Origin of the sequence: Cryobacterium sp. W22_MBD10_FK3 (assembly GCF_052113745.1) — a bacterium.
Lineage (GTDB): Bacteria > Actinomycetota > Actinomycetes > Actinomycetales > Microbacteriaceae > Cryobacterium.
This window is the reverse complement of the sequence record NZ_JBGQOH010000027.1, coordinates 1-21,448: the sequence shown is the minus strand read 5'-3', so window position 1 is coordinate 21,448 and position 21,448 is coordinate 1. Positions and strand designations below refer to the sequence as shown.

Below are 21,448 nucleotides of genomic sequence, written 5' to 3'. Positions count from 1 at the left end.
AGGCAGAGCGTGTCGACGAGCGCAAGCGTGGTTTTTTCGGTCTTCATTTCGGCCTCCGACCCACGACTGCAGGGCTGGCTTGCCCTGCGGGAACACCTGCAATTGGGCGAGGTCACCCTGGCCAGGATCCCGCCGGCCGTGCGCCGGGCACCCGGCCGCAGCGCGGTGGCCACAGACGGGTCCTGGGCGACGCAGTCGGGGATCTGGCGGCTGCTCGCGTCGAACAGTCGCGAGCTGGGTCGCAGTTCCTCGGTGTACTCGTCATTCGCCCTGGCCCGTTCGCATGTGCTCGCGCTCCAGCTCGGCGTCGACCGGATGGCCGTGACGATCGTGACCGGTCCGGCATCGGGCACCCACGGCTGGGTGGCAACACTCGACGACGTCGCCGTGATGACGAGCGGACGGTGGTACGGAACGACGTCGGCCAGCCGGGAGGCCTGCGCCGGCGCGCTGGCCGCCTTGCGCGGCGCGGTGGTGACCGTCGACGCCCGGCGCCTGGCCGAGCCCGGCGCCCGCCGCCCCCGGCCCAGCAGGCCCAGCGACGACGCCGAGCTGGCCGGCGCCTGGTGAGCACTCGCGTGCGCTGGGCCGACTGGGTGCCCCTGGGCCTGTTCCTGGTCCTGGCCGCCTGGCTGGTCGGCGGAGCCCTGCTGGCGTCGGGAGGCAGCGCATCGCGCCCGGCTGCCGGGCCGCAGAGCACGGCTGTGCCCGCCGTGCTGCTGCCCGCCCCGGCTCCATCAGCGCCCGCCGACCCGGCAGCGTCAGGGGCGGGCGGGAGCGCCCGGCCGAGCGGGCTGGAGCACACCGGGCTGCAGGCCACAGACCTGGTCTCGGCGGACTGGACCGAGGCGGCGGCCCAGGCAACCGGTATTCCTGCCCGGGCGTTGTCCGGGTATGCGGGCGCCGCACTGCGCCTGGCGAGCGAACAACCGGGGTGCCGGCTGGGCTGGACGACCCTGGCGGCGCTGGGCTCGATCGAATCCGGCCACGGCAGCCACGACGGCTCCGCGATCGGCGCGGACGGCCAGGCGGTGCCGGGAATCTTCGGCCCCCTGCTCGATGGGTCGGTGTACGACGCGTTCCCCGACACCGACGCCGGCCGCTGGGACGAGAGCACCGACTGGGATCGTGCCGTCGGCCCGCTCCAGTTCATCCCGGCGACCTGGGAACAGTGGGGTGCGGACGGCAACGGTGACGCTCTCGCCGATCCGCAGCAGATCGACGATGCCGCGCTGACCACCGGCCGGTACCTGTGCGAGACCGGCGACCTCTCGGTCGCGGCGAACTGGCGTGCGGCCGTCTACTCCTACAACCGAGTGCAGAGCTATGTCGATGCGGTCGCGGTGACGGCGAACGGCTACGCCGCGCGGATGCCGTGAGCGGGCTGATCTCCGGGCGCTACCGGCTCGGCGCGCTGCTGGGTACCGGCGGGTCGTCCTCGGTCTTCGCGGCCGTGGACACCCGCTCCGGCGACTCCCTCGCGCTCAAGATCTTGCATCCCGAGCTGTCTCTGTCGCCACGGCTCCGGGACGCGTTCTTCCGCGAGGCCCGGGCGGCGGGCCGGGTACGGCATCCGAATATCGTGGCTGTGCAGGACGTGGGCGTGCACGACGACGCCGAGGAACCACAGGCCTGGATCGCCCTGGACCTCGCATCCGGCACGACCCTGGCCGAGCATGTCGGGCAGGCCGGGCCGCTTCCGGTGCAGGATGCGCTCACCGTCGGCCTGGCGGTACTGCAGGCTTTGGTCGCGGCGCACGGCGCCGGACTGATCCACCGCGACATCTCGCCGGCCAACATCATGGTGGACCCGGCCGAGGACGGCAGCCTGCACAGCGCCGGCATTCGTCTGCTCGACTTCGGTCTGGCGGATGCCGCCGGGCGGGCGGCACTCGGGTCGGACGTGCTCGGCAGCGAACCGGCCGACGGCGCCGGGCCGGTCGGCGTTCTCGGCAGCGTGAACTACATGTCACCTGAGCAGGCCGCCGGGGTGCCCGTGGACGAGCGCGGTGACCTCTACCAGCTCGGCGGCGTGCTGTACTTCGCGCTGACCGGTCGGCCGCCGTTTGCGCGCGAGTCGGCGGCGGCCGTGATGCGCGCCCACGCCCTGACGCCGCCGCCCGTGCCGTCCGTGGTTCGCGCGGGCATCCCGCGGGGTGTCGACCGCATCGTCGTGCGGGCCCTGCTCAAGCACCCCGACGACAGGTTCGAGTCCGCCGACCAGATGCGCCTGGCGATCCTGGCGCTGGCCGCACCGGCGCCCGCGGCCACCGATCCCGGCGACGACCACACCCGCCGGTTCGACTCCAGGATCGACGTCCCCGTGACCGACTCCGCCCGCACCACGGTGCTGCTCCGCTCCCCGCAGGCCGCCCCGCGGTACGCCCAAGCCGGGTCGCCCGCTCCGCTGCGCGCCGGCCGTCGGCAGGGTGCGGCCCGGCCCGGCCCGTGGGTGGCCCTGGTGCTCATCATCGGCGTGGTCGCGGCGGGTTGGGCTGCTGCCGCCAGCGACGCCGGCGGGTCGGTCGTGGCCGTGAGCAGCACGCCGGCGCCCGCGCAGACCCCGACCGAGACGCCGGCGCCGCCGCCGACGCCGGTCGAGGCGCCAGCCGACTCGGTGCAGGTACCCGAGCTCACCATGATGTCGCTCGGCGAGGCGCGCGCCGCCCTGGAATCCGCCGGGCTCAGGCTGGGCGGCCTGACGACCAGGGACTCAGTGCGCGCCGGCGACACCGTGCTCGCCCTCGAACCGGGTGCCGGGTCCTGGCTGACGGACGGTGACGCGGTGAACGTGGTGGTCGCATCAGGCTCCAATAGTGTTCCCGACACCGTGGGACTTACCTCGGCGGAGGGCGTGGCTGCCCTGCAGAACGCCGGTTTCGTTGCGGTCGTCGAGAGCCGCTCTGAGGCGTCGACGGAGCCGGGGATCGTGCTCACGAGCCAGCCGGGCCAAGCCGCGGTGCTCCGCCTCGGAACCTCGGTGACGCTCGTGGTGGCGGGGGAGCTGGCCGCCCTTCCGCCGAGCACGCCAACCCCGTCGCCGGGCCCCACGACGACACCCGGCGCCACCGCACCACCGGCCCCGGCTCCCTGAGCCCGCTCCGGCGCCAACTCCACACACCGCGTCCATGACTCGGTAGCTGAACCGACGCCGCGAATTCACCCGGCAACCCAAACATGTGACTCGGACGTGAGGCCGCTTACCCGGTCCGCCCCACGCTCCACCCCAGCCTTCGCACCCATGCTCCCTCCCGAGGACCCCCATGCCACGCACGACCATCGACGAGCTGTTCGCGCCCACAGCGCCGGACACCGAGGCATTCCCCCTCGACGAGGAGCCTCGGCGGGTACTGGTATCCCGGCCGTCGGTGTCCGATACCGTCTTCCGATCCGTGGCGTTCACGGCCGGCGTCGTCACCGTCTCGATCATGCTGGCCGTGGGCGTCTTCCTGTCGATCCGCGCCAGCGACGCCCTCGGCGTCGCGGGCTTCTCGTTCCTGACCGAACAGGAGTGGTCCCCGGAGTCGGAGAGTTTCGGCATCGCCGCCGTGCTCTTCGGCACCATCACCATCGCCCTGATCGCCATGTGCGTGGCCGTTCCGCTGGCGCTGGGAACGGCGCTGCTCATCTCCGAGGTCGCGCAGGGCCGGCTGCGCTCCACCCTGGTCACCCTGGTCGACCTGATGGCCGCCGTGCCCAGCGTGGTCTTCGGCCTCTGGGGTGTCTTCTTCCTGCAGGCCAACGTCATCCCGGTGGCCAGCTGGATCTCCACCTACTTCGGCTGGATCCCGTTCTTCGCCGTGACGGATGCCTCCGGTGCCGCGCTCAGCGACGCCAGCGCCTTCACCTCCTCGGCCTTCATTGCCGGCATCGTCGTCGGGCTCATGGTGGTGCCCACCACGACGTCGGTCATGCGCGAAGCCTTCTCCCAGGCCCCGATCGGTGAACGCGAGGCCGCGTTCGCGCTCGGCTCCACCCGCTGGGGCATGATCCAGGCCGTCGTGCTCCCATTCGGTCGCGGCGGCATCATCGGCGGCACCATGCTGGGCCTCGGCCGGGCGCTGGGCGAGACCATCGCCGTGTACATGATCATCTCCCCGATCTTCACCCTGAACTGGGAGGTGCTGAAGACCGGCAGCAACTCGGTGTCGGCACTGATCGCCCTCCGCTACGGCGAGTCGAGTGAGTTCGGCCTCTCCGCACTGATGGCCGCCGGTCTGGTGCTGTTCCTGCTGACCCTGGTGGTCAACTTCACGGCGTCGTCGATCGTGGCGAGATCCCGCTCCGGCGCAGAGAGCAGCTGACCATGACATTCATCCCATCCTCAGAGGGCATCGAGATCGGCCCCCGCCGTCGCGTGCGCGCGGCCAGGCTCGACGACAGGTTCAACGTTCTGGGTGCCGCCGCCGCCGGCATCGCCCTGGCCACCCTGATCTTCGGCTGGTTCACCCCGCTCTCCGGCGGGGTCGGCTGGTCCATCGTCGCCTTCCTCGCCTTCATCGGCTTCTATGCCCTCCTGGTGAGTTTCTCGTCGGATTTCCAGGAGGTGAAGGACCGGGTGATGGCGGTGCTGCTCGCCAGCGCCGGTGTGGTGCTCTTCGGCGCCCTGGTGTTCGTCGTGGCCTTCACCCTGGTGCGCGGCCAGGAGGCGCTGCCACACCTGAACTTCTTCACCCAGAGCATGGAAAAGGCCGGGCCCCTCGACGGCCTGGACATGGGCGGCATCGTGCACGCCATCCTCGGCACCTTGATACAGATCGGAATGGCTCTCGTGGTCACGGTGCCGCTGGGGATCCTCACCGCCCTGTTCCTCAACGAGGTCGGCGGCCGTTTCGCCAGGTTCGTGCGCACCATCTCGGACGCGATGACGGCGCTGCCCTCCATCGTGGCGGGACTGTTCGTCTACTCGGCGATCATCGTGCTGATCACCCACCAGCGGTCGGGCTTCGCCGCGTCGATGGCGATCACGGTGATGATGCTGCCCATCGTCATCCGGGCATCCGACATCGTGTTGCGCCTCGTGGCCGGCAACCTGCGCGAGGCCGCCTACGCGCTGGGCTCGACCCGGTGGCGCACCATCTGGCATGTCGTCCTCCCCACGGCCCGGCCCGGCCTGGCCACCGCGGTGATCCTCGGCACGGCGCGGGGGATCGGCGAGACCAGCCCTGTGCTGCTGACCTCCGGTGTGACGGCCGTCGTGAACCTCGACCCGTTCGCGGGGCCGATGATCTCGCTGCCACTGCAGGTGTTCGACTTCGTGAAGTCACCGGAGCCCAACATGATCGCCCGCGGTTTCGGCGCCGCCGCTGTGCTGATCCTGCTGGTCCTGGCCCTGTTCGCCATCGCCCGGCTGATCGGTGGTCGCGCGCCGGGTGACCTCACACCGCGGCAGCAACGGCGCGTCCTTGACGCTTCGCTGCGCGACCTGCAGCGCATCACCATCCAGGGCGCCCGGCGGCCGGACCCGGCTGGCAGCAGCCCGATCCGTCCGGCCCCGCCCAGCTCCGACCCGAAGACGACTGACCCGAACAGCACCGACCCGACCACGAAGGAGACGTCCCTGTGACGCCGCAGACCCGGTGGATCCGTACGATCCGCGCCATTGTTGCCCTGCTTGCCATCGTGCTCATGAGCGTGACGGGCACCGTTCCCGCCCAGGCCGCCAGCTACGACCCGATCACCGGCACCGGATCGACCTGGTCCCAGAATGCCCTCGACCAGTGGCGCAAGAACGTCGCCAACAACTACGGCATGACCGTGAACTACTCCGGGGTGGGCTCCTCGGCCGGTCGCCGCGACTTCGTCGCCGGAAACGTCGACTTCGCCGTCAGCGAGATCCCGTTCCAGCTCGCCCCCGAGGATGGATCGACACCGGAATCACCCTTGAGGGGCTACGCCTACATGCCCATCGTGGCCGGCGGCACCTCGTTCATGTACAACCTCAAGATCAACGGAGTGCGGGTATCGAACCTGCGCCTGAGCGGCGAGGTCATCACCAAGATCTTCACCGGCGCCATCACCAACTGGAACGACCCCGCCATCCAGGCCGACAACCCCGGCCTGGCCATGCCCGACAAGGGCATCGTGCCCGTCGTGCGCTCGGACGGCTCCGGCTCCACCGCTCAGTTCAGCCTGTGGATGTCCAAGCAGCACCCGGCCTTGTGGAACGCGTTCTGCGCCTCCGTGGGACGCGCCTTGCCGTGCGGCCTGACCTCGCAGTACCCCACCTTCGGCAACGCCAAGGCCCAGAGCGGGTCGTCGGGAGTGGCCGGCTACGTCAGCCAGGACTACGGCGAAGGCGCCATCACCTACGTCGAGTATTCCTACGCCCTCGAGTCCGGCTTTCCGGTCGCCAAGGTGCTCAACCAGGCCGGCTACTACGTGGAACCCACGGCTAACTCCGTGGCGGTCGCCCTGATGACCGCGCAGATCGACCAGACGCCCGGTCCCAACTTCCTCACCCAGGTGCTCGACGGCGTCTACAACAGTGCAGACCCGCGAACCTACGCACTTTCGAGCTACTCCTACATGATCGTTCCCACCGAGGTGGGCGGAGTGTTCACGGCCAAGAAGGGCACCACCCTCGGGGCGTTCGCCAACTACATGCTCTGCGAGGGCCAGCAGCAGGCCGCCGATCTCGGCTACTCGCCACTGCCGATGAACCTCGTTCTCGCCGGGTTCGACCAGATCAAGCGGGTGCCCGGCGCCGACACCACCGGGGTGGACATCAACAAGTGCAACAACCCGACTTTCAAACCCGGCGATTCACCCTCGAGCAACCAGCTGGCCCTCACCGCAGCTCAGCCGCAGGACTGTGACAAGGTCGGCCCCAACCAGTGCACGTCCGGAACGGGTGGAGCCTTGGCCGAGACGCCGATCTCCGGGTCGGGCACCGGTGGCAGCGCCACCGGTGGTGCGACTACGGAGACCGCCGCCGCGACCGGTGCCGCCGCCTCCACCTCAACGGGTGCCGCGGCCGTTTACGATGCAAACGGCGCTCTCATCTCCGGCGGGGCAGCCGGGTCGACCCTGGCCGGCGCCGCGGTGGCCACGCCCTTCACCCTGGCGGACGACGGCTGGGGGATGCAGCAGTCGCTGATGCTCCTGGCCGCCACCCTGCTCGTGGCCGCGGCGGTGCTGCCGCCGGTCTTCTGGCGGCGCCTGGCCCCGCGCGGCGGCAAGGACGGCGTCAAGTGAGCCGGCACAAGGCCTTGAAGGCATCGCTCTGGACCAGGGCCGGCGCCAGCGGCATCGTCGTAGGCCTTATGGTGGGCGTCGGCGTTGCCGCGCTCACCTCCCTGGCCCCCACCGCAGCCCTGGCCGACAACTCCAGTGCCGTCACCGTGACCTCCGCGGACTATGAGCTCGACCCGGCCGGGGCACCATTCCCTGACCTCGCCGTGACCGTCTCCAAGACCGCCGACCTCGTGTCGGAGGGCATCCTGGTGAGCTGGACCGGCGGCAAGAAGTCGGTGCGGCCGCAGGGCAGCGTCGGTGGCGAGAACTTCCTGCAAATCGCGCAGTGCTGGGGCGAAGACCCCCTGAATGCCGGGCACCCCGACCGCACCACCTGCCAGTACGGAGCCTTCCCCAACGCGGGCCGCGACGCCAACGTCGAGGCCAACGTCGAAGCGGACCCTGACGAACCCGACACCGGACTTGCCCCGAACATCGCAGATCAGGACAAGGACTACACCACGGCCGGCCGGGGGTACGCCAACCCGCCGTACACGTCCATCCCTTTCCGCGCCGTCAGCGGCGAGACCGTGACCTCGGTGGTCAAGAACGACAAGGGCGTGCTCGTGCACGACACCACCGTCGACGTCAACAAGAACGAGTTCTTCACCGAATACACCTCGAACGAGGTCAAGTGGGCCGGGTCAGACGACGCCGGCAACGGCTCGGTCAAGTTCGAGGTGCAGACGTCGATGCAGTCGCCAGGGCTCGGCTGCGGCCAGCCCGTGATCGTGGCCGGAAAGGACACCACGGGCCAGTCCTGCTGGCTGGTCATCATTCCGCGGGGAACCGGCGACTCAGGTGTGACCCAGATCATCCGGCCCGGCCTGTTCTGGGACGCCTGGCAGCACCACGTCGCCGTCAAGCTCGACTTCAAGCCTGTCGGCGTGCGCTGTGAGATCGGCAGCGCGGAATCACAGCTCGGCGGCAGCGAGCTCATCGCCGGCGCGATCTCGTCGTGGCAGCCGAATCTGTGCGCGGGCGCCACCGGTTCCGCGTTCGTGCTGAGCACCGGCAACGAGGCTGATGTGATGGCCAAGGCCAGCGGCACGGTCCCGAGCCCGCTCGCGTTGACGTCCTTCCCCTCAACGATCTCCACGGCGGACCCGCTGCAGTACGCGCCCGTCGGGATATCCGGCGTCACAGTGTCGTTCGCCATCGACCGCAGGGTGAGGCCCGTCGAGGATATTGACCAGGCGTACAAGGACCGGGAGACCCAGTCCTTCACATCGCTGAACCTCACTCCCCGCCTGATCGCGAAGCTGCTTACGGCCTCGTATGTCTCGGCGCTCCCGCCCGGTGCCGACCTGTCCCACATCAATTACATCGACTACGACGATCAGGGTGACAACGCGCGCAATATCACCAGCGATCCCGATTTCCTGGCGATCAACGACGCGGAGTGGGCCTCCCAGGATCTCAACAGTGTCTCCCTGGCCGACTCGCTCGCTCCGTCCGGGCGTTCGGACCTGGCCACCCAGCTGTGGCGATACGTGATGGCGGATGCCGACGCGGTCGCCTTCCTGGACGGCACGCCGGACGAATGGGGCATGATCGTCAACCCGTGGTACTCCACCAACGCCGGTATCAACCCGACGGGCACGGCCTTCGCGCTACCCAGGGACAACTTCCCCAAGGCGGATCCCGTCGAGAAGCCCGCGACGACGGGCACGAACGGCGTCGGGCCGGTGAACCTGGTGACCTGGCGACCGTACACTTCCGATTTCGAGAACGGAGCCTATCTCACCCTCCGCGGTGACGGCCTCCAGCTCGGCGGCTGGGATTCCACCAGCACCCCACCGAAGTACCTGAAGACAACCCGCGCGCTGGTCGGTGAGCAGGGTGTCATCGGGCTCAGCACCGCGGCGTCTGCGGCGCGTTATCAGAACGTCACGGCCTCGCTGCTCAACCCTGCGGGTGCCTACATCGCGCCGGACTCGGACTCGATGCTCGCCGCGGCCGCAGCCATGACGCCAACGGCGCATCAGCCGAAGGTGCTGGAGTTCGATCCGGCCTCGGCGACGACGGCGGGAGCTCTCACGGCCTACCCACTGACGATGCCGGTCTACGCCGCCCTCAACCCCCTCCAAACAGATGCCGGTCAGCGCGCCAAATTCGCCAACCTGATCCGCTACGCGGCGTCGAAGGGCCAGGTCCCAGGCACGGAACTCGGCCAGCTGCCGGCTGGGTATGCCCCCATGCCAACGAGCTGGATCGATCAGGCGCTGGCGGCGGCCACGGCCATCGAACAGGGCATCAGCCCTAATGCGAAGCCGGCGGTCAAGCCCCCCGCCGCGGCTGCGGTCGCTCCCGCGACCCCGCCCCGATCCAACACAGCGGCCAGCGGCACCGAGGCCGTGGCGGCAGCAGCGGCGCCGGTGGCGGCGGCCACAGGCCCGACAAGCACCGGTACTGCAGCCGGCGCACTGCTCGGGGCGAAGACCCCTGACGACCCAGCCGTCGGTCCGGTCGCCATGGCCGTCCCGGCCGGTTTGCTCTCCGGGCTTGCGGCCGCTGGGGCGGTTCCCATGATTTCGCGCATCAGACGAAAGCGACTCTGATGCGCCATAGCTTGACGGTTCGGCCCAGGGCACTGACCAGGGAGAGCACGTCGGGACAAGCGGGTCCGTCCGGATTCCGTTCCTTGCACCACACCCGAAAGGCATCACAGTGATTTCGAAGAAGGCTATTGCGTTCTGCGCGACTGTCGGCGTCACCCTGTCTGGCATTGCCCTCGCCGCCCCGGCTCACGCCGATCCCGTCTCCAACAGCTACTCCATTGTCGGATCCGACACCCTCGAAGACGTCGTCAGCGCACTGGCCAACGGCACCGCCATCTCGGGAGCCTCGGTTCGCTCCACGGCCAACTCCACCACCATCGGCTCGTTCGACGCGACCGGGTCCCCCTACATCACGACCAAAACCAGCGGCGTGCGCTTTGGACGGCCCAACGGTTCCGGCGACGGAGTCAAGGCGCTCAGTCGCTCCATCGACGGCTCCAAGTACACGTCCGCCACGCCTGGGAGTCCCGCCAACGTCGTCATCACCGGCCAGGTTGACATCGCCCGTTCGTCCAGCGGAGGAACCAAGGACGCCAACGGAGAACTCTTGTATGTGCCGTTCGGACGCGATGCGATCGCCTACGCGTATAAGGGTGCCGCTTCTGGAATTGACTCCATCACAGCCAGCCAGATGAAGAGCCTCTACGAGTGCTCGGCCGGGTTCCAGATTGGCGGCACCACCGTCACGCCGATCATCCCGCAAGGGGGTTCAGGAACCCGCAAGGACTTTATCTCGAAGATCGGCGTCACAGAGACCTCCATGTTGACCGTTGCCGAAGGCGGCTGCGTCGTCGAGGGACAGGAACATGACGCGACCACTCTGACCGCGGAGTCGGTCATGCCCATGGCCGTGTCCCGCTGGATCGCCATGAACACCGGCGCCAGCTACGACAAGCGTGGCACCGGCGCGCTCGGCTCGCTGGTTTCCGGCCAGGCGCCCGTCACCGGTGCCGGCTCCGCCATGGTGCCCAACCCCGCGTACTACGCCGACACCACCTGGGGTCGCGACACCTTTCTCGTTGTTCAATATGCCCGAGTGAACAGCGCAGACCCGAAATACGACGCCAACCTCGACAAGCTTCTGGACTCGACTCAGGCGACGGGCCTGACGAACTCGCAGACGCTGATCTCCAAGGCCGGCGCGGTCAAGAGGAAGTTCGGCTTCCTCGCCCCCACCGCCGGGGTCGTCGCCTACCGCGTTGCCAAGACCCCCTAAGTACGCTCGCTTCTTCCCCAATTCACCCCTATTTCACCGCACTGAAAAACTCTGAAAAGGATCTGACAATGAAGCTCGACAATAAAGTCAAGTTCGGCGCCACCGGCGTTCTGACTCTGGCGCTTCTCGCCGCTGGAGCGTCCATGGCCTCCGCTGCGGTGCAGGCCAACGGCTCCGACGCACCTCTCTACATGTATGACACTGACGGCGTGCTCGTCCCCGACTCCGCTAAGGTCTGGGGCTTCGAGGAAGACAACTACGGGTCCGGTACCGACCTCTTCTACGCCGACCCGACCCTGTGCCCGATCGAGAGTACCGGAGCGTATGTCTTCATCTCGCCCGTCGGCACCGAGCGCACAGCGTTGACGTGGAAGGCCACCTCCACCAACGCCTTCAACCCGGCCGCACTTCCCGACGCTAAACAGATTCTGGCTCCCACATTGACCCCGTCGACCCTCACCAATGGTGACATCGGAGCAGTGCGGGCTGCGGGTGGCAAGTACAGCCTCGGCGTTGCCTGCACTACCAACGACGGCGTCACCGTTCTCGCGGCCTTTTACCGTACGATCTCGATGACTGCCGGTACCGGTGCGTACGCCGTGACCGGAGTTGACACCACCGTGGTGACGCCGCCCGTTGAACCGCCCGCTCCGGCAGGCACCCAGGGCACGGTGGCTCTCGAGCCGACCGTGACCGGCGCCGTCAACGGAGTGCTCTCGTTGAGCATCCCGGCCGGCGCCGCGGCGACCTTCAACACCCCGACGCTCGTCAACAACAAGTCGACCACCACCGGAACATTGGGCGCCATCACGGTGAACGACGGTCGGGTGCTCACGGTCAATGGTTGGGAGCTCTCAGCCAGCGTCGCTGACTTCGTGAACTCCGCGGATGCGACGAGCACCATCGGCAAAACCCAGCTCGGATTCGCACCGACCATCACCGCCGCCGGCACCACAGCGACCGGTCTCACCGCCGCTGCCGCTCAGGTAGCCGGCTCTGCCTCATACCCGGCGATGTTCGCATCCGCGGCGGCGGGCAACACCGTCGGTGCCAGCGTCCTGGATGCCGGTCTAACCTTCGTCGCCCCGCAGGCGAAGACAGCCGGCACCTACAAGTCCACGATGACCCTCACGGTCGTCTCGAAGTAATCACGCCGAATGACAGGGGAGGGCCGGCGGTCGTGCCGTCCCTCCCCCCATCCGGTTCCACACCTCCCTTCGCCTGGAAAGAGATCGCAGACCGTGACCCTCCGTCGCACCCACACCCACCGCCTCGGCCTCGCCGCCGCCGGGCTGTTCGTCACCCTTGGCCTCACAGTTGGCCTGGGGGCCGCCGGTGCCCGGGCGGACGACTCTGACGCCATAGCGGGCGCCCCGGCCGCCGATGGAAGCGTCGACCAGTCCCGGTCGCGCTACAGCTATCAGGTCGACCCCGGCCAGCAGGTTTCCGACGAGTACCTAGTGCAGAACACTGGCACCACGACGCAGTCCGTCACCGTGTACGCCACCGACGCATTCAACGCCGAAGACGGCAGTTTTTCGCTGCTCGACGGGGGCGTGGAGACCGTGGACGTCGGCCGCTGGGTCACCTTTGACAACGGAGTCAACAAGGTCGAGGTCACCCTCGACCCCGGCGCGCAGCAGATCATCCCGTTTACGATGTCTGTTCCCGCCGATGCCCGGCCGGGCGACCACGCCGGCGGCATCATCGTCTCGGCGCTTTCGCCGGCCGGCGAGGTCTCCGTCGACCGCCGCGTCGCCATCCGCCTGTATGCCCGCGTGAAGGGCGAACTGCAGCCCGGCCTGACCATCAGCAGCATCAAGCCCTCGTACCGGGGTGAGCTCAACCCGTTTGCCGGCGAGACCTCGCTGACCATCAGCCTGCAGAACACCGGAAACGTCTCCCTCGCCGCGAATACCGTCGCCCAGGTACGCGGCATCTTCGGAATCCCGCTTTCCGATCTAACCAGGACACCGATCTCCGAGATGCTGCCCGGCAGCTCGCGCACCGTGACCATCGTCGTGCCAGGGGTGGGGCCCTGGGTCTATCTCAACCCGACCGTCTCACTCGCCGCCACGGTCGACGAAGACGCCCTACCGCCGGGTCTCCTGCCCACCGCCGAGCGCAGCAGCGACATGTTCGTGGTTCCGTGGGCGGCGCTGATCCTCGTCGCCCTCGCCGGGTTCGTGCTGCTCCTCATGCGGCTGGGCCGCGCCAGGGACTCCGCTCGTGCGGCGGCGTGGATCGAGTACACCGAGGCTGAGGCCAGGCGCAAGGCTGGCGGCGAAGCCATTGCGTGACTCCGCCCGCGCGACGTCTTCTCGTTCTGGCCCGTTTGCCTGTAGTTTGCCCGCTCTTCAGCTCACAGAAAACCGGACCGGCCTAACTTGACTGTGCTCACCTCCCCTCCCGCGCGTCGACTCTTCTTCGTGGTGCTCTGCGCGCTGGTTCCCATGATCGGCCTGACGGGGCTCTCCGTGAGCGCCCAGGCGAACGACGACCCCGACGGGGTTGGCCTGACCGTGAGTGTCGTCGGGCCCACGGCAACTCCCACCGCGACGACACCGCTCACCAGCACGACGAAGCCGGTTCCTCCCGCCACCACACAGTCGACGCCGGTGGGCGCGGCAGTGGCCGACGCGCTCGGAACCGACCCTGTGGTGTTGGCCGGCATCCTGGCGGTGAGTGGGCTCACGGCGACCTCGCACCCGAACGTGGGACCGGACGGCGGCGAGATCGACCTGAAGTTCACGGTGAAGAACCTCACCACCACCCCCATCGACTCCACGCTGCGGTTCTGGGTGGACAACGCGCTGGGCCTGGAAATCCGCAGCGTCGATGACGCATCCCTCACCGGCCTCCCCGGCGGCGAGACCCGCACTGTCACGGCGACGCTCCCCGGAATGGGGCAGTGGAGCGCCTACAACACCCACGTGACCCTCACCCCGCCGGCCTCTGTCGACGGCACCGAACTGACCCCGATGACGCGGGACGCGCTGCTCCTCGTGCCGCCGTACTTCGTGCTTCTGATCTCCGCGCTGGGCGCCGGCCTCGCCGTCGCCGCGCGATATGCGCTGCGGACCAAGCGTCTCTTCACTGTCGGCGCCGGGGAGCTCGTGTCGTGACGTTGACCAAGCCGCCGCGCGGCTGGAAGCCCGACAGGGTGTCATCGCCGTCGTGGGATCCGTTGGACGCGCCCCCGGTCGGTGCTGGACCGCCCAGGGGATGGCGACCGCGCCAGCCGCCGAAACCGCCGCGCCGCCCGCCCGCACCTCCGATGGTGGTGATCCTGACCCCGGCCGACCTGTTGCTGCGCACCATCCTGGCGATCGTGGCCGCGTTGATCTTCGGCTTCCTCGCAAACCTCACCGTGCTGGGAAACCTGCAGCACCTGGTCTCCCAACAACAGGCGACAGACACCTTGCGCGTGCAGCTGGCCGAGGGCACGGCACCGGTCAGCGAGGGCACCGTCGACAAGGTGCTGCTGGCCGATGGCGCCCCGCTGGGCATCATCGACATCCCGTCGATCGGTGTGCACGAGGTCTTCGTCGAGGGCTCCGATTCGGGCACCACCCGCAACGGACCCGGCCACCGGCGCGACACGGTTCTGCCCGGCCAGGCCGGGATCAGCGTGGTCATGGGGCGTGCCGCCGCGTACGGCGGACCGTTCGCGCGCGTGCAGGAGCTGGCGCCCGGCCAGGAGTTCACGGTGCTCACCGGCCAGGGGGAACAGACCTTCGCCGTGATCGGGGTGCGCTACGCCGGCGACCCGTCCCCGGCGCCCCTGAAAGCCGGCGAGAGCCGGCTGATCCTGGAGACCGCCCGCGGGCCGGCGTTCGTGCCGGGCGGTGTGGCCCGGGTGGATGCGGTGCTGACCAGCGAGACGCAGCCGGCGGGCATCCGTCAGACCACCTACGTCACCCTGCCGGCGGCGCACAAGGAGCTGGCGACGGACACCACCACGGTGTGGGCGCTGGCCTTCGCCCTGCAGTTCTTCCTCCTGGTCGAACTCGCGGCGATCTGGGCATTTCGCCGGGTCGGCGTGCAGAAGACCTGGACTGTCTTCCTGCCCGTCGTGACTGTCGGAGGGCTGCTGGTCGCCGACCAAATCGTGCGTCTCCTCCCCAATCTGCTGTAGCGAACGAAACGAGTGCTCATGAACCAGCCCACGCAGGATGACGAATTGACGCGGGTGCTGCCGGCGGTCACGATGCCGGACCCCGCCGCGGAGGGCGACCGTCGCTCGCGCCGGGGCGGTGGGCCGGCGCTGCCGGCGAAACGGAGCCGGCTCACGCCGCCGTGGACCCGGCGGCCGTCGGATCCGGCCGGGTCGGTGCCCGTGCTGATCGGAGCGGTGCCGTCGGGCTTCAGCCCGCTCACGGCCCCACGCGAACCACTGGCCACCCTGGAGGGCCGCAACATCTCGGCCTGGTTCGGTGAGCGGCAGGTGCTCGACAGGGTGAACCTGACCATGCCCGCGGGCGTCATCACCTCGCTGATCGGTCCGTCCGGCTGCGGCAAGTCGACGTTCCTGCGCATCCTGAACCGGATGCACGAGCTCGTGCCGTCCGCGAGCCTGGCCGGCGAGGTACTGCTGGACGGGGAGGACATCTACGACCCCGAGCGCAAGCTCGTCGACGCCCGCAAGCACATCGGGATGGTCTTCCAGAAGCCCAACCCGTTCCCCGCCATGTCGATCTACGACAACGTCATCGCCGGGCTCACCCTCACCGGGCGGCGCGCCTCGACCGACGAAAAGGACTACCTGGTCGAGAGCTGCCTGACCAAGGCCGGCCTGTGGACCGAGGTGCGCGACCGGCTGCGTGCTCCCGGCGGCGGGCTGTCGGGCGGACAGCAGCAGCGCCTCTGCATCGCCAGGTCGCTCGCGGTGACGCCCCGGATCCTGCTGATGGATGAACCCTGCTCGGCGCTGGACCCCACCTCGACCCGGGTGATCGAGGAGACCATGCTCGAACTGGCCCACGAGGTGACTATCGTCATCGTCACGCACAACATGCAGCAGGCCCAGCGGGTCTCCCAGAACTGCGCGTTCTTCCTCGCCGCCCAGGGCACCCCGGGCGGGATCGTGGAACACGGGCCGACCGAGCTGATGTTCGGCGACCCGATCGACAACCGAACCGCGGACTACGTCAACGGCCGGTTCGGCTAGCCGCCGCTCAGTCGAAGTCCAGGCTGAGCTTCCGCAGCAGCGCGGCCAGGCGCTCCTGGTCGGCGGCGGGCAGGCTTTGCAGCAGGGCGGCCTCCGCGTCGACCAGGCGGGTGATCGCCGCATCCACCCGGGTGAGGCCGCCCGCGGTCATGCCCACAAAGATGCCGCGGCCGTCGTTCGGATCGGTGCGCCTGGTGACCAGGCCACGCTCGACCAGCCTGTCGATGCGATTGGTCATGGTGCCGCTGGAGACCAGGGTCTGCTGCAGCAGCAGCTTGGGGCTCAACTCGAACGGGGCGCCCGCCCGGCGGAGCGCCGACAGCACGTCGAATTCCCAGGAGTCCAGCTCCGACCTCGAGAACGCGGTGCGACGGGCCCGGTCGAGGTGCTTGCTCAGCCTGGCGACGCGGGAGAAGACCTGCAGGGGCGCAAAATCCAGGTCTGGGCGCTCGCGCAGCCACGCATCAACGATCCGGTCGACTTCGTCATTGGCAGGCATCCGTCCATTATCCGGTTTTCGGCACCCTGAACCGGCAGATGACGCGCAGTCGCCCCCGCATCTGGCAGACTTGACTCCGTTGCCCGGCCCCGAGCCGACGCAATCCGCCGTGGTGTAATGGCAGCACGACAGCCTTTGGAGCTGTTAGGTCTAGGTTCGAGTCCTGGCGGCGGAGCTCAGGTGTGAGAGCACAATTGAGAGGAAACCAGTGACCGATTCCCGTCTCGCCGTCATCGTGCTGGCCGCCGGCCAAGGCACCCGCATGAAGTCCAGCCTGCCCAAGCTCATGCACCCGCTCGCCGGTCTGCCCATCATCAGCCACGTGCTGGCCACGGCCAGGGCACTGGATGCCGCGCACGTGATCACGGTGCTGCGCCACGAGCGGGAACGCCTCGCCGAGCTCGTCGCACTCGACCTGCCGGAGAGCCTGCTCGTCGACCAGGACGAGGTGCCCGGCACCGGCCGCGCCGTGGAGCTCGCCGTCGCCGCGTTGCCGGCCGACTTCGACGGAGACGTTCTCGTGGTCAGCGGTGACGTGCCGCTGCTGAACGCCGCCACCCTCAGCAACTTCATCGAGGCACACCGCGAACGCGCGGTCTCCGCCACGGTGCTCTCCGCCTTCCCGACCGACGTGACCGGCTACGGCCGCATCATCCGGTCGGACGACGGCACCTTCGACCGCATCGTGGAGCACAAGGACGCCAGCGACGACGAACGCGCCGTCGACGAGATCAACGCCGGGGTGTACGTCTTCGGGCTGAACGAACTGCGCGACCAGCTCGCCCGTCTCACCACCGAGAACGTGCAGGGCGAGAAGTACCTCACCGACGTGATCGGGCTGCTGCGCGCCGCCGGGTCAGAGGTGCGCGCCGTTCCGGTGGCGGATGCCTGGCTCGTCGCCGGCATCAACGACCGCGCCCAGCTCAGCGACACCGCCGCCAAGCTCAACGCCGTGATCGTGCGCGGCTGGCAGCTGGCCGGCGTGACCGTGCAGGACCCGGCCACCACCTGGATCGACCTCAAGGCCACCCTCGCGAGCGACGTGACCCTGCTGCCCGGCACCCAGATCCTCGGCTCCACCACCGTGGCCACCGGCGCGATCGTCGGCCCGGACACCACGCTGCTGGACTGTGAGATCGGGGAGGGCGCCACCGTCAAGCGCACCGACGGCACCCTCGCGGTGATCGGCGCCGGCGCCACCGTGGGACCGTTCGCCTACCTCCGCCCCGGCACCTGGCTGGGCGCCGACGGCAAGATCGGCACCTTCGTCGAGACCAAGAACGCCGTCATCGGCGAGGGCAGCAAGGTGCCGCACCTCAGCTACGTCGGCGATGCCACGGTCGGGGTGCACTCCAACATCGGGGCCGGCACGATCTTCGCGAACTACGACGGCGTGAACAAGAACCCGTCCGTGATCGGGTCGCATGTGCGCACCGGATCGCACAACGTGTTCGTCGCGCCGATTAGAATCGGAGACGGAGCCTACACGGGCGCCGGCACTGTTGTCCGCAAGGACGTGCAGGCCGGGGCGCTCGCGATCAACGTGGCTCCGCAACGCAATATGGTCGGTTGGGTAGAGACCAACCGGCCGGGAACAGATGCGGCGACAGCCGCGTCACAGAGCGGAGACTAGGTGCCTGGAATCAAGAGCAGCGGCGAGAAGAAATTGGTGCTCATCTCGGGGCGAGCGCACCCACAGCTCGCTATCGACATCGCCGCAGAACTTGGTTCGGAGCTGATCCCCACCGACGCACGCACCTTCGCCAACGGCGAGATCTACGCCAGGTTCGACGAGAGCGTGCGCGGGGCCGACGCGTTCGTCATCCAGTCGCACACGAACCCGATCAACGAGTGGCTGATGGAACAGCTCATCATGGTAGACGCGCTCAAGCGTGCGTCGGCCAAGCGGATCACCGTGGTCGCCCCGTTCTACCCGTATGCCCGCCAAGACAAAAAGGGCCGCGGTCGCGAACCGATCTCCGCCCGCCTCGTCGCCGACCTGTTCAAGGTGGCCGGCGCCGACCGCATCATGTCGGTCGACCTGCACGCCGCGCAGATCCAGGGTTTCTTCGACGGCCCCGTCGACCACCTCTTCGCCATGCCCGTTCTGCTCGAGCACTTCCGCGCCAAGCTTGACCCGTCCACGCTCACCATCGTGTCCCCGGACATGGGCCGTGTGCGCGTCGCCGACATCTGGAGCGACAAGCTCGGCGCCCCGCTGGCCATCATCCACAAGCGCCGCGACCCGCTGGTGCCCAACCAGATCACGGTGCACGAGATCGTCGGAGAGGTCAAGGGCCGGGTGTGCCTGATCGTCGACGACCTGATCGACACCGGCCGCACCATCGTGCAGGCCGCCGAGGCGCTCATGGCCGCCGGTGCCACCGGTGTCGTCGTGGCCGCCACGCACGCCGTGTTCAGCCCGCCCGCACTGGAGCTGCTGCAGAACGAGGCCATCCAGGAGGTCGTCGTCACCGACACCCTGCCGATCCCCGAAGACAAGCGCTTCCCCACGCTGACCGTGCTGCCGATCGCGCCGCTGCTCGCGCGCGCCATCCACGAGGTCTTCGACGAGGGATCCGTCACGTCGATGTTCGAGGGTGCTGCATAACCCCGAGCTTCTGCCAGGCCGGTCCCGTTCTCGGGGCCGGCCTGTCGTCGTTTCAGGGCCCGGTCAGAGCACGAGCTCCATGGTGACCGTGGCCGTGTCGCCCACGTCGATGCCCTCGGCCTGGCGAATGGCCTTTTTCACCGGAAGCACGAACCGGCCGGTGGCGCTCTCCGGGAAGATCGAGGTGGCCCAGTGCGACGCATTGATGCTCACCTTGACCCGTTGCGAGCCGAACCCGGTGCGCAGGCCATCGGTGAGGTCGCGGATGTCGGCGGACTGGTCGTGCGGCAGCGACACGAAGACCCAGGCGTTCATGCTCTCGGTGTTCCAGAGCGTGGTCGTGAAGGTGAACCGGGGACCCACGGGGTTCCTCTCGTCAGGAAACGCTGGTCGCCGGTGGCCGGAAGGGACCGGGGATGATGCCCAACGGCAGCACGAAGGTCTGGCGCTCGTTCTGGTCGATCGCGTAGCACTGCCAGCCGAAGCCGCCGGCCCCGGCCAGTTCGAACCTGGCGTCGATGCCCTCGGAGAGCGGGTAATAGCGGGCCACGGCCTGCGTGCAGGCGCGCACGGCGGTGGCCGAGGCGATGCTCAGACTGGTGAGGACGCCGGGCACGATCAGGGCCACCAGGCCCAGCACCACCACGACACGCATGAGCAGCACCATCCGCCGGCCGCGGAGGGGGCGGGCGGAGTCATAGGGCTCGTAGCCGGAGAGTTCGGGGTGGTCGTTGCTCATGGGTACCCACCAGTAAATCAGACTGCGCGTGCCGGGCACATGACCAATCGGGATGCCGGCCGTTCACCTCGCGCCCTTACGCTGGTGGCATGAACGGATGGCAGGGCCCGCGGGCATGACGACGCTGCAGCGGCACCTCGGCTCCGGCGGGGCGATCGTGGTGGGCCTGGCCGCGATGATCGGCGCCGGCGTCTTCTATGTCTGGGCGCCCGCGGCGGCGGCGGCCGGCTCCGGCCTGCTCATCGGCCTCGTCATCGCCGGGCTCATCGCCTCGCTCAACGCCCTGAGTTCGGCCCAGCTGTCAATGAGTCACCCCGTCTCCGGGGGAGCGTACGCGTTCGGACGGGCCACCCTCGGACCGTGGTGGGGGTTTGCCGCCGGCTGGTTGTTCCTGGCCGGCAAGACCGCCTCCGCCGGAGCCATCGCCCTGATCCTGGGCGGTTACCTGTGGCCGGAGCAGGCCAGGCTGGTGGCGGTACTGGCGATCCTCGTGCTCGGCGCCGTGAATCTCGCCGGCATCCGCAGCACCGCCAGGCTCAGCGCGGTGGTGGTGTTCCTGGTGCTCGGCGGCCTGCTCGCGCTGGTGGTCGTCGTGGGAGCCGGGATCGTGGGCGGGTCCAGGGCGGCCGCGTTCGACCCGGCGACGCTGCTGGAGGGCGGCTGGGCGGGCATCCTGCAGTCGGCCGGTCTGCTCTTCTTCGCCTTCGCCGGGTACGCCCGCATGGCCACACTGGGGGAGGAGGTGCGGAACCCGCGCCACACCCTGCCGCGGGCGATCGTGGCTGCGCTCGGGCTCACCCTGGTGATCTACGGGGTGCTCGGGGTGCTGACCGTCACGGTGCTGGGCCCCGAACGGCTGGCGGCCTCCTCCTCGCCGCTGGCCGACCTGGTGGGCGGCGCTGAGCCGTGGACCGGCATTGCCAGGGTGCTGGCGGCCGTCGCCTGCCTGGGCTCGTTGGCCGGGATCCTGGCCGGGCTCAGCCGCACCGGGCTGGCCATGGCCAGGGAGGGGGACCTGCCCGGCGCGCTCAGCCGCATCTCGGCGCAGACGCACGCGCCGGTGACGGCCGAGGTGACCATCGGACTCGTCGCCGTCGCCGGCGTGCTGCTGCTCGAGCCCGCCCAGCTGGTGGGCTTCTCGGCCTGCGCGGTGCTGGTCTACTACGCGATCGCGCACCTGGCGGCCCTGCGGCAGCCACCCGAACAGCGCTGGCTGCCCCGCTGGGTGCAGTTCCTGGGAGCCGCCGGGTGCCTGCTTCTCGCGGTGACCCTGCCCTGGCCCGGCGTGCTGGCCGCCGCGGCCTGGCTCGCCCTGGGCCTCCTCGGCCGGGCCCCGCGCCCGGGCCGGGCCTGTCTCTTCTCCCCACCTTACGCCTCCGCCGACCCCAAATTCATGTAGATCTCTGTGGTCGCCGT

The 21,448-nt window shown here is 69.1% G+C and carries 19 protein-coding genes and 1 tRNA gene; 17 read left to right on the top strand and 3 right to left on the bottom strand.

The genetic code is table 11. From position 1 onward, the window contains the following. The first annotated feature begins 9 nt into the window (after positions 1-9). From ACEN2M_RS17255 to ACEN2M_RS17195, 13 genes are all read left to right on the top strand, one after another. Positions 10-570 carry a hypothetical protein gene (locus ACEN2M_RS17255; RefSeq protein WP_441649373.1) on the top strand — a complete coding sequence of 187 codons (561 nt, stop codon included), beginning with the start codon at positions 10-12 and terminating at the stop codon, positions 568-570. Then, on the top strand, positions 567-1,379 hold the full coding sequence (locus ACEN2M_RS17250) for a murein transglycosylase (protein ID WP_441649372.1): 813 nt from the start codon (positions 567-569) through the stop codon (positions 1,377-1,379). The genes ACEN2M_RS17255 and ACEN2M_RS17250 overlap by 4 nt, the downstream gene beginning before the upstream one ends. Next, positions 1,376-3,094, top strand: a complete 1,719-nt coding sequence (locus tag ACEN2M_RS17245) for a protein kinase domain-containing protein (RefSeq protein WP_441649371.1) — start codon at positions 1,376-1,378, stop codon at positions 3,092-3,094. The genes ACEN2M_RS17250 and ACEN2M_RS17245 overlap by 4 nt, the downstream gene beginning before the upstream one ends. A 169-nt stretch (positions 3,095-3,263) precedes the next feature. Continuing rightward, the gene (gene pstC, locus ACEN2M_RS17240) at positions 3,264-4,304 is read left to right on the top strand and encodes a phosphate ABC transporter permease subunit PstC (RefSeq protein ID WP_441649370.1); all 1,041 of its coding nucleotides are present in this window, start codon (positions 3,264-3,266) and stop codon (positions 4,302-4,304) included. 2 nt (positions 4,305-4,306) lie between these two features. Then, positions 4,307-5,566 (top strand): phosphate ABC transporter permease PstA, encoded by a 1,260-nt coding sequence (pstA, locus tag ACEN2M_RS17235; RefSeq protein ID WP_441649369.1) that lies wholly within the window; start codon positions 4,307-4,309, stop codon positions 5,564-5,566. Continuing rightward, on the top strand, positions 5,563-7,197 hold the full coding sequence (pstS, locus tag ACEN2M_RS17230; RefSeq protein ID WP_441649368.1) for a phosphate ABC transporter substrate-binding protein PstS: 1,635 nt from the start codon (positions 5,563-5,565) through the stop codon (positions 7,195-7,197). The genes pstA and pstS overlap by 4 nt, the downstream gene beginning before the upstream one ends. Further along, entirely contained in the window at positions 7,194-9,797 is a 2,604-nt protein-coding gene (locus tag ACEN2M_RS17225; RefSeq protein ID WP_441649367.1) for a hypothetical protein, read from the top strand. Before pstS ends, ACEN2M_RS17225 begins: the two co-directional genes overlap by 4 nt. Positions 9,798-9,906: 109 nt before the next feature. Further along, positions 9,907-11,013: a hypothetical protein gene (locus ACEN2M_RS17220; protein WP_441649366.1), complete on the top strand. Its 1,107-nt coding sequence runs from the start codon at positions 9,907-9,909 to the stop codon at positions 11,011-11,013. A gap of 68 nt (positions 11,014-11,081) precedes the next feature. Then, positions 11,082-12,161 carry a hypothetical protein gene (locus ACEN2M_RS17215; protein ID WP_441649365.1) on the top strand — a complete coding sequence of 360 codons (1,080 nt, stop codon included), beginning with the start codon at positions 11,082-11,084 and terminating at the stop codon, positions 12,159-12,161. Between the two features lie 93 nt (positions 12,162-12,254). Beyond that, on the top strand, positions 12,255-13,313 hold the full coding sequence (locus tag ACEN2M_RS17210; protein WP_441649364.1) for a WxL protein peptidoglycan domain-containing protein: 1,059 nt from the start codon (positions 12,255-12,257) through the stop codon (positions 13,311-13,313). A gap of 93 nt (positions 13,314-13,406) precedes the next feature. Next, positions 13,407-14,138, top strand: coding sequence for a hypothetical protein (locus tag ACEN2M_RS17205; RefSeq protein WP_441649363.1), 732 nt, complete (start codon positions 13,407-13,409; stop codon positions 14,136-14,138). Between the two features lie 152 nt (positions 14,139-14,290). Further along, entirely contained in the window at positions 14,291-15,151 is an 861-nt protein-coding gene (locus tag ACEN2M_RS17200) for a sortase (RefSeq protein ID WP_441649362.1), read from the top strand. 258 nt (positions 15,152-15,409) lie between these two features. After that, positions 15,410-16,183: a phosphate ABC transporter ATP-binding protein gene (locus ACEN2M_RS17195; protein WP_441649393.1), complete on the top strand. Its 774-nt coding sequence runs from the start codon at positions 15,410-15,412 to the stop codon at positions 16,181-16,183. A gap of 7 nt (positions 16,184-16,190) precedes the next feature. Here ACEN2M_RS17195 and ACEN2M_RS17190 read toward each other — a convergent pair whose 3' ends face one another. Beyond that, positions 16,191-16,682 carry a MarR family winged helix-turn-helix transcriptional regulator gene (locus tag ACEN2M_RS17190; protein ID WP_441649361.1) on the bottom strand — a complete coding sequence of 164 codons (492 nt, stop codon included), beginning with the start codon at positions 16,680-16,682 and terminating at the stop codon, positions 16,191-16,193. Between the two features lie 103 nt (positions 16,683-16,785). On the opposite strand from ACEN2M_RS17190, the gene ACEN2M_RS17185 reads away from it, so the two are divergent. The 3 genes from ACEN2M_RS17185 (at position 16,786) to ACEN2M_RS17175 (ending at position 19,293) form a co-directional block, all read left to right on the top strand. After that, a tRNA-Gln gene (locus ACEN2M_RS17185) sits at positions 16,786-16,857 on the top strand. Between the two features lie 33 nt (positions 16,858-16,890). Beyond that, positions 16,891-18,315, top strand: coding sequence for a bifunctional UDP-N-acetylglucosamine diphosphorylase/glucosamine-1-phosphate N-acetyltransferase GlmU (glmU, locus tag ACEN2M_RS17180; RefSeq protein ID WP_441649360.1), 1,425 nt, complete (start codon positions 16,891-16,893; stop codon positions 18,313-18,315). Beyond that, the gene (locus ACEN2M_RS17175) at positions 18,316-19,293 is read left to right on the top strand and encodes a ribose-phosphate diphosphokinase (RefSeq protein WP_441649359.1); all 978 of its coding nucleotides are present in this window, start codon (positions 18,316-18,318) and stop codon (positions 19,291-19,293) included. A gap of 63 nt (positions 19,294-19,356) precedes the next feature. Here ACEN2M_RS17175 and ACEN2M_RS17170 read toward each other — a convergent pair whose 3' ends face one another. Together ACEN2M_RS17170 and ACEN2M_RS17165 are read right to left on the bottom strand one after the other, a co-directional pair. Next, a complete protein-coding gene (locus ACEN2M_RS17170; protein ID WP_441649358.1) occupies positions 19,357-19,656 on the bottom strand; it encodes a DUF1905 domain-containing protein in 300 nt (99 codons plus the stop codon). A 13-nt stretch (positions 19,657-19,669) separates the two neighbouring features. Continuing rightward, positions 19,670-20,032 (bottom strand): hypothetical protein, encoded by a 363-nt coding sequence (locus tag ACEN2M_RS17165; RefSeq protein WP_441649357.1) that lies wholly within the window; start codon positions 20,030-20,032, stop codon positions 19,670-19,672. A 115-nt stretch (positions 20,033-20,147) separates the two neighbouring features. On the opposite strand from ACEN2M_RS17165, the gene ACEN2M_RS17160 reads away from it, so the two are divergent. Then, positions 20,148-21,431 carry an APC family permease gene (locus ACEN2M_RS17160; RefSeq protein ID WP_441649356.1) on the top strand — a complete coding sequence of 428 codons (1,284 nt, stop codon included), beginning with the start codon at positions 20,148-20,150 and terminating at the stop codon, positions 21,429-21,431. The last annotated feature ends 17 nt before the right edge of the window (positions 21,432-21,448 follow it).

Coding starts and splice junctions, on each gene's coding strand:
- pstA (WP_441649369.1), top strand. CDS start 4,307: ATGACATTCATCCCATCCTCAGAGGGCATCGAGATCGGCCCCCGCCGT.
- ACEN2M_RS17160 (WP_441649356.1), top strand. CDS start 20,148: ATGACGACGCTGCAGCGGCACCTCGGCTCCGGCGGGGCGATCGTGGTG.
- ACEN2M_RS17165 (WP_441649357.1), bottom strand. CDS start 20,032: ATGAGCAACGACCACCCCGAACTCTCCGGCTACGAGCCCTATGACTCC.
- ACEN2M_RS17200 (WP_441649362.1), top strand. CDS start 14,291: ATGGTGGTGATCCTGACCCCGGCCGACCTGTTGCTGCGCACCATCCTG.
- pstC (WP_441649370.1), top strand. CDS start 3,264: ATGCCACGCACGACCATCGACGAGCTGTTCGCGCCCACAGCGCCGGAC.
- ACEN2M_RS17215 (WP_441649365.1), top strand. CDS start 11,082: ATGAAGCTCGACAATAAAGTCAAGTTCGGCGCCACCGGCGTTCTGACT.
- ACEN2M_RS17190 (WP_441649361.1), bottom strand. CDS start 16,682: ATGCCTGCCAATGACGAAGTCGACCGGATCGTTGATGCGTGGCTGCGC.